The organism is Parapedobacter sp. 2B3, from assembly GCF_041925275.1.
In the GTDB taxonomy this organism is placed as follows: domain Bacteria; phylum Bacteroidota; class Bacteroidia; order Sphingobacteriales; family Sphingobacteriaceae; genus Parapedobacter; species Parapedobacter pyrenivorans_A.
On record NZ_JBHEUZ010000020.1, the window covers coordinates 68,652 to 75,653 of the forward strand.

The 7,002-nt window shown below is 50.6% G+C and carries 5 protein-coding genes; 2 read left to right on the forward strand and 3 right to left on the reverse strand.

What is annotated here, in order from left to right:
* Positions 1-38 precede the first annotated feature (38 nt).
* Positions 39-1,400 carry an RNA methyltransferase gene (locus tag ACEVG1_RS18335; RefSeq protein ID WP_374745183.1) on the forward strand — a complete coding sequence of 454 codons (1,362 nt, stop codon included), beginning with the start codon at positions 39-41 and terminating at the stop codon, positions 1,398-1,400.
* A gap of 6 nt (positions 1,401-1,406) precedes the next feature.
* Here the strand turns inward: ACEVG1_RS18335 and ACEVG1_RS18340 are convergent, their stop codons facing one another.
* A complete protein-coding gene (locus tag ACEVG1_RS18340; protein ID WP_374745184.1) occupies positions 1,407-2,735 on the reverse strand; it encodes a PhoH family protein in 1,329 nt (442 codons plus the stop codon).
* A gap of 832 nt (positions 2,736-3,567) precedes the next feature.
* On the opposite strand from ACEVG1_RS18340, the gene ACEVG1_RS18345 reads away from it, so the two are divergent.
* Positions 3,568-5,331: a hypothetical protein gene (locus tag ACEVG1_RS18345; protein WP_374745185.1), complete on the forward strand. Its 1,764-nt coding sequence runs from the start codon at positions 3,568-3,570 to the stop codon at positions 5,329-5,331.
* 37 nt (positions 5,332-5,368) lie between these two features.
* Here ACEVG1_RS18345 and ACEVG1_RS18350 read toward each other — a convergent pair whose 3' ends face one another.
* Both ACEVG1_RS18350 and ACEVG1_RS18355 read right to left on the reverse strand, forming a co-directional pair.
* Positions 5,369-6,115 carry a peptidylprolyl isomerase gene (locus ACEVG1_RS18350; RefSeq protein WP_374745186.1) on the reverse strand — a complete coding sequence of 249 codons (747 nt, stop codon included), beginning with the start codon at positions 6,113-6,115 and terminating at the stop codon, positions 5,369-5,371.
* A gap of 71 nt (positions 6,116-6,186) precedes the next feature.
* On the reverse strand, positions 6,187-6,531 hold the full coding sequence (locus ACEVG1_RS18355; protein WP_374745187.1) for a hypothetical protein: 345 nt from the start codon (positions 6,529-6,531) through the stop codon (positions 6,187-6,189).
* Positions 6,532-7,002: the final 471 nt, after the last annotated feature.

A 7,002-nucleotide genomic window follows, 5' to 3' on the forward strand; every position in this document is an offset into this window, starting at 1 on the left:
TGCAGCATTTTTTTATCGAATCCGTAACTTTACGGCCCATGAGTAACATCCTCCCACCCGCCTTGGTACGCCGATTGGGTAATTCGGCGGGGTTTGATACGGCAGCATTCGAAGCTGTGCACGCACAGGAAGGTGGTTTTACGGCCATCCGGATCAACCCGGCCAAGTGGAAAGCCACGGGAGCCATGGCTGCTGATCCGGTGCCGTGGTGTGATATGGGTTATTACCTCGCCGAACGGCCTGTCTTCACGCTCGATCCGCTGTTTCATGCGGGTAGCTATTACGTGCAAGAGGCTTCTTCCATGTTTGTAGCCCATGCCATTAAGGCGTTGGGGTTGGATCGGCAACCCTTGGTGGCGTTGGATCTCTGTGCCGCCCCCGGGGGGAAGAGCACGTTGCTGAACAGCTACCTCCATGCCGATAGCCTGCTTATTGCCAATGAGCTTATCAAAACACGGGCCACTACATTGGTAGATAACCTGGTGCGTTGGGGCCAGCCCAACACGGTGGTTTCCTGTAATGACCCTTCAGCCTTTGGCCACCTGCCGGGGTATGTCGACTTTATGCTGGTGGATGCGCCGTGCTCTGGCTCAGGCATGTTCCATAAAGACCATGAAGCAGTGAATGCATGGTCAGAAGCGGCCGTACAGCTATGCTGCGAGCGCCAGCAACGTATTCTTGCGATGAGCGTGCCTGCACTCAAAGAGGGGGGTGTGCTGCTGTACTCCACCTGTTCGTACTCTGCAGAAGAGAACGAACAGATAGCCGATTGGCTATGCGATACACAAGGGTTGATGCCGTTGTCCCTGCCCGTTGCGGCCGAATGGGGGATTGAGCAGACGCTGTCGGATAAGCATGCCTGTCCAGGCTATCGGTTCTATCCACATAAGCTGCGCGGCGAGGGGTTTTTTCTCGCTGCTTTCCGTAAGGTTGGCAAACAGCCTACATTTGAGCGCCGTAAACCGAAATCGGAGCGGACTGCTGTTCCGGCTTTGGGCAAGTGGGTGGCCCGCGCCGATGAATATTTCACGTTTACCATTGGCGAAGATATCCACATCCTCCCCAAGCAGTGGGAGGCCCATCTGCACGTGCTCCGCAATATGCTGTACCTGCGTAATGCGGGTACATATGTAGGTTGGATGGCCAATGGCGACCTTATCCCCGCACACGATTTGGCATTAAGCTTGGTGCGCCGTACGGACATTCCCACGTTGGCACTGACGAAGGAGGAGGCATTGGAATACCTGCGTAAGGGTAATCTTGCCCCTTCCATCAACGGGCGCGGGCTACGGGGTTGGGCCGTTGCCAGCTACGACGGTGCCGCTTTGGGTTGGATGAAGGTGCTCCCCAACCGCATCAACAATTACTATCCGAAAGCGTGGCGCATCGCCACGATGTAGGAGTGGTCAAAGCAAATCATTTGCCAAGTTAGCCAATTCGCTGCGTTCGCCCTTCTGCAGGGTAATATGCGCATATAGCGGGTGGTCTTTCACATGCTCAATGAGGTAGGAAAGGCCGTTGCTCTCGGCGTCAAGATATGGAGTGTCTATCTGGTAGATATCGCCTGTGAAAACAATCTTGGTGTGCTCGCCGGCACGTGAGATGATGGTTTTTATTTCGTGTGGCGTAAGGTTCTGCGCTTCATCCACGATGAAGAATATCTTGGTGAGTGTACGGCCGCGGATAAATGCCAATGGTGCAATCGCGATTTTTTCGGTGGCAATGAGCTCGTCGATTTTCTCGCCCATCTTAGGGTCGTCGGCAAACTGCTCCTTGATAAACCGGATGTTATCCCAGATAGGCGCCAAGAAAGGGTCTGTTTTCGATTTCGCATCGCCGGGCAGGAAGCCAATTTCGCGATTGCTCAACGGGATGACGGGGCGGGTGATGTAAATTTGCCGGTAGTGTTTGCGTTGCTCCAATGCGCTGGCGAGGGCGAGTAATGTTTTGCCCGTACCGGCATTGCCCTGCATGCTGACCAGCCGGATGGTGGGGTCTAACAGGGCATGCAGCGCGAAGGCCTGCTCCTGGTTACGGGGCTTGATGCGGCATACCATCGTGTTCGATACGGGAACGAGGGTGTGGGTACTTTTGTGGTAAAATGCAGGGACGGTTTTGCGCTGCTGCTTGAGCACGTAGAATTGATTGGCACCCACATGGTCAATAGCGATGCCGTCGGCCGTGGCTGGCATTTTGAGCCGCAGGTTATCCATCAGCGCAGGGGGGGCGTTGCGGTGTATGGTCTTGCCGGTGTAGAGCGCTTCCACATTTTTGATCTTGCCGGTCTCGTAGTCCTCGGCATGCAGGTTAAGCGACTTGGCCTTCAGCCGCAGGCAGATGTCTTTAGACACCAGCACCACTTTTTTATCGGGATGCTCGTTGACCAAGATGAGGGCGGCGTTGATGATCTGGTGGTCGTATTTGTCGTTGCCAAAAATCTTAACGGCATCCATTGACTGTTGGCCCCCCGGCAGCACCACCCGGAACCGCCCCTTGGTTTTCCCGTTGAGGTAAACCCACTGGTCAATCAGCTTCTTGCCCGAGAGCTCGTCGATAAGGCGGATGAAACCCCGTGCTTCGAAATTGCGCGTTTCATTGCCGCCCTTCATATTATCGAGTTCTTCCAGCACCTGTATGGGGATGGCCACATCGTGCTCCTGGAAATTGTTAAGGGCATTATGGTCATAGAGGATTACGGATGTATCCAAAACAAAGATTTTGCGGACTGCAGCCATGGTTAAACGTAGTTTATACCTTCTAATGGTGGGATAAAAATACAGTTTTTTTAATCAGCGGAATAGGAGGCGAGGTGTTTTCGCGCAGAAAAAAGGAGGAGGTTGCCAGCGCTTATTAGTCTCCGTTGTGGATAATGCTACTGAATGAAATTGTGGATACATCGAGCAAATGTGCATCATGAGTCCCCACAGCAACAATATATCTTACATCTGCTGTTGATAACTAGGGATAAAGAGGTGGAGAACGTGTTAATAAATCGAATCACTTTTTTCTTGCACTCAAACGCTTTTGTTATTACCTTAGTAATATCAAGGACGGAGTTCTTTAACATAGCCCGAATGAAGCATCGCAAAGATGGCAAGTAACCGGAAGGTTGCAGTTATCGGATGACTTTAGCGATGGACTGGCTCCCGGAGGTTTTATGCCGAACGGAGATTCGCCAACTGCCAAAAGCAAGAGGCCCAATCCGTACATTCGCATCGGGGGTTTGTTCAATGCGCGAAACTCTACGGAGCGCAGCGTACTTGACAAGCTGCATAAAGTCGAATTGCAACTGCTTTCATTAGCAATCGCATGAGGCAATGCCAGTAGAGACACTCAACTTGGTGCCTAATTTACAGCTACGGTTGTAATTAAGGTTAAAAACGGAGAATTCAAATCGAAAGAGGCGGTTCTCCGTTTTTTTATGGATACCGCTCACGAAATGCTTGTTGTGGGAAATCGACCACAAATCCATATCTTTACGAAAACATTCATAACCAATTGTTGTTTCTCGGTCAGTATGAACAAGTAGAAAACTAAAGGGATTATAGCAACTAACGTTTACTTTTTATGAAGCCTGTCTGGAAATGGATAATCGGTATCGTCGTCGCCCTGCTGATTGTCATAACGATTGGTGCATGGTATCTGAGCCGCCATTGGAAACCGATATTGGATACACAACTTAAGGAAGCCATTATAAACTCCACGGATAGCCTGTACCTTATCGCCTACGATGGACTGGATTTTAACCTGATTACAGGAAACGCCTCCATCAAAAATCTCCGGCTCACCGCCGATACCGCCCGGTATGCGCAAATGGAACGCCTGCAGCAGGCACCCGATAACATTTACAACGTTCGTATTGCGAACCTTCGGATTAGGCAGTTCCATCCCCGCCGCATCCTTACGGAACGCAGGCTGCATATCGACGACATCGTCATCGATACGCCGAGTATCCACGTGGTGAGCAAATACCATGCGTATAATGATACGGTCACCACCGAACGGGATGAACGTACCCTCTATCAACGGATATCTAATATCCTGCGCGAGGTGGGCGTGTCACGGATCGCACTCAATGATATTCACTTCAAATTTTCGAAAAAGACAGACTCCACGAGTAACGAAACCGAATTGCATAACTTGAATGTGCTGGTGAGCGATATCCTTATCGATTCGCTGTCGCAATTCGATACCACACGGTTCTATCATACCCGTGCGATCGACATCGATATGCCGGGGCTGCGGTATGAAACCCCCGATAGCTTTTATTATGTGAGTTTCGACCGGCTGCAGATCGCGACGCTCGACAAACGGCTGACGCTTTCGGGACTCAAATATGCTCCGCGGATGAGCAAGGCGGAATACTTTAAGCGCAAGCAGCAAGCGAAGGATATGGCGGTGATTGCCTTTCCGACCATCAGGCTCGAAAACATCGATCTGCAACGCTTTGTCCGTAACCAGAAGCTCTATGCGGGAAGTCTGCACATTGATAGTGGGACGGTAGCGATAGCCAACGACCTGCGTTATCCGAAGAAGCCGACCAACAAAATCGGCAAGTCACCGCACCAGCTGCTGCTCAAACTGAAACAGCCGATAAAAATCGATTCCGTATTGCTGAACAATGTGGATATCAGTTATGCGGAGGTGAGCCGGAAGTACAAGAAAGAAGGGGTAATTACTTTTAACCGCACGAGCGGTGTGTTTCGGAACGTGACGAACGATTCTTTGGCGCTATTGCAGGACCAAACGATGGCGGCCGATCTGACATCGTATATGATGGACACGGGCAAATTGGATGTGGAATTTACCTTCGATATGCTCGACGAGCGCGGCGGCCATACCTATAAAGGGACGCTCGGCCCCATGACCGGAACGCACTTTAACCGTATCCTCACGCCGCTACTGAATGCCGAGGTGGCCAGTGCCAACATCAAAGGACTGAGCTTTGACGTGAAAGCAGATGACCACCGGGCACGCGGGTCACTGCGTTTCGATTACAACAATATGCGGCTTAATTTGCTGACCAACGACGAGAATGGAGAGCAGTCATCGAAGAAGGTGATTTCCTTCCTTGCCAATAGCTTCATTATCAATGACAGCAACCCCGATGCGAACGGCAAATACCATACAGGACGCATCAATTACGTACGCCCCGAGAGCTATTCGTTCTTTAAAACGCTTTGGCAAAGCCTGCTTCAAGGCATCAAGGAATGTGCTGGAATCAGTGCTGAGCGTGAACAGCGGCTGATGAATGCAGCCGAAGAGGCCAAAAAGGCTTCCGAAAAGACCGGCGGATTCTTCAAACGCGTGTTTGGCAAGAAGGAACCATGACGAACGCTGCTTAGGGGGGAGTGTTGGGGGCCGGTGGTTAATATTTCGGTTTGAATAAATCCAGGAATTTCGTGAAAATATTATCACGAGGCTCCAGTCCGGCTTGCTCGCGTTCCAGATTAATGCTCTCGCGGCGCGTGAGCAGTTCCATTTTCATGCGTTGGTCTTCCAAAGGACGGTCGTTACCGTCGGTTGCTACGGCGGCAATGCTATCGATAACAGATATCCCTGAGATAAGCTCACCGAAGACGGAGTAGTTCTGGTCGAGATGTGGTGTGCCGCCGAGTGTTTTGTAGACTTCGCGCTGGTACGGGGGGATTTTCCTTCCACCGAGCCGCCCTTGTTCAAGACTGTCGAGCCCACGATCGCTAAATGTACGCCCCTGCACCAAATAGAATTGGGACCCGCTGGATGCCTTCTGTGGATTGTTATCACGGGCAGCACCGATGGCACCTTTCTTATGGAACAGGCTGTCGTTAAATTCTGCCGGGATGGTGTATTCCGGTCCACCCTCGCCCAATTCCTGCCTTTCTGCAGCGTACCGCGAATTGGGGTCGCCACCTTGAATCATAAAGTTGTTGATGACCCTATGGAACATGAGGTCTTCGTAATATCCTTCGCGTACCAGCTTAACGAAGTTGTCGCGGTGTAGCGGTGTCTCATCGTATAACTTTAACAGGCACTCCCCCTTGGCCGTGATGATGCGGACATATTTGTGGGGAGGTATCGCGTGAAGCAGGGTGTGGAAAGCTACCAGTAAGGTGACAAGAAGGGTTCTCTTCATTTGTTATAACTATATGTGTAAGCCTTATGCGATACGTTGCGCTTGGTGCTTACGGTGTAAAGCCTACTCCGTTACGAAAATATTTCGTCGAAATAATCGATAATCAGTGACTTCATAATCATCTCCTGTTCCAGAAGCGTGTAATTGGGGATGGGTTTAACCAGGCGCCAGTGCGGCCACCCGTCCTGGTCGAGGCCCTCCAGCTCATAAAACCCCATGGCGCTGAAGAGGCGGCAGGTAGCGATATGCATTAATTCTTCTTTCTGCCTTTTATTGAACTTCAGGGGGCCCTTTCCAAGTTCTTGCACACCAATGAGGAAAAGCATGACCTTCATATCGGGCTTTTCCATTTCAAACTGCGTTGCGGTACTCGCCTGCAGTTCGCCCCATTTCTTATTTACCAATGCCGCATTCACCACGCAAACTTAGTTAACTTGCCTTTGATATGCAAGCCGTGAAAGGCGGGTGGATATGTTGTGTAATTATTCCACAGAGTGTGGAATGGATGGGTGGTGCTGCCATGGAAACAAAACTGAACATATATGTGCAATTTGTGCTGGCCTTATTGAAATGAATTGAACGTCAGTTTGATAAGCATTTTCGGTCGTTGCATCCAAGCAAACAACTCACATTGGCACAATATTGTGGTTATTGAGGCAGCCGCTTATAGAAAAGGTTTGGCAAAATAAATGACAATGATATAGCCGTGCCGATTGCAGCGCGGTTTGAAGAGAACGGTAAATTACTTAGTAAGTATGAACTGTTTGTTTTAGTATCTGGAAAGGCGTCACTTCGGTGGCGCTTTTTTTATGTGCGCCCGGCATGGGCGATAACTCTAGGGTGCAAGTCCCGAACACGCTTAGCAGTAGGAAGTGTTAGCCAAAGGC

What these genes read in the sequence shown, in the direction of transcription:
- ACEVG1_RS18335 (WP_374745183.1), top strand. Translation starts at nt 39, where the DNA reads ATGAGTAACATCCTCCCACCCGCCTTGGTACGCCGATTGGGTAATTCG.
- ACEVG1_RS18340 (WP_374745184.1), bottom strand. Translation starts at nt 2,735, where the DNA reads ATGGCTGCAGTCCGCAAAATCTTTGTTTTGGATACATCCGTAATCCTC.
- ACEVG1_RS18350 (WP_374745186.1), bottom strand. Translation starts at nt 6,115, where the DNA reads ATGAAGAGAACCCTTCTTGTCACCTTACTGGTAGCTTTCCACACCCTG.
- ACEVG1_RS18345 (WP_374745185.1), top strand. Translation starts at nt 3,568, where the DNA reads ATGAAGCCTGTCTGGAAATGGATAATCGGTATCGTCGTCGCCCTGCTG.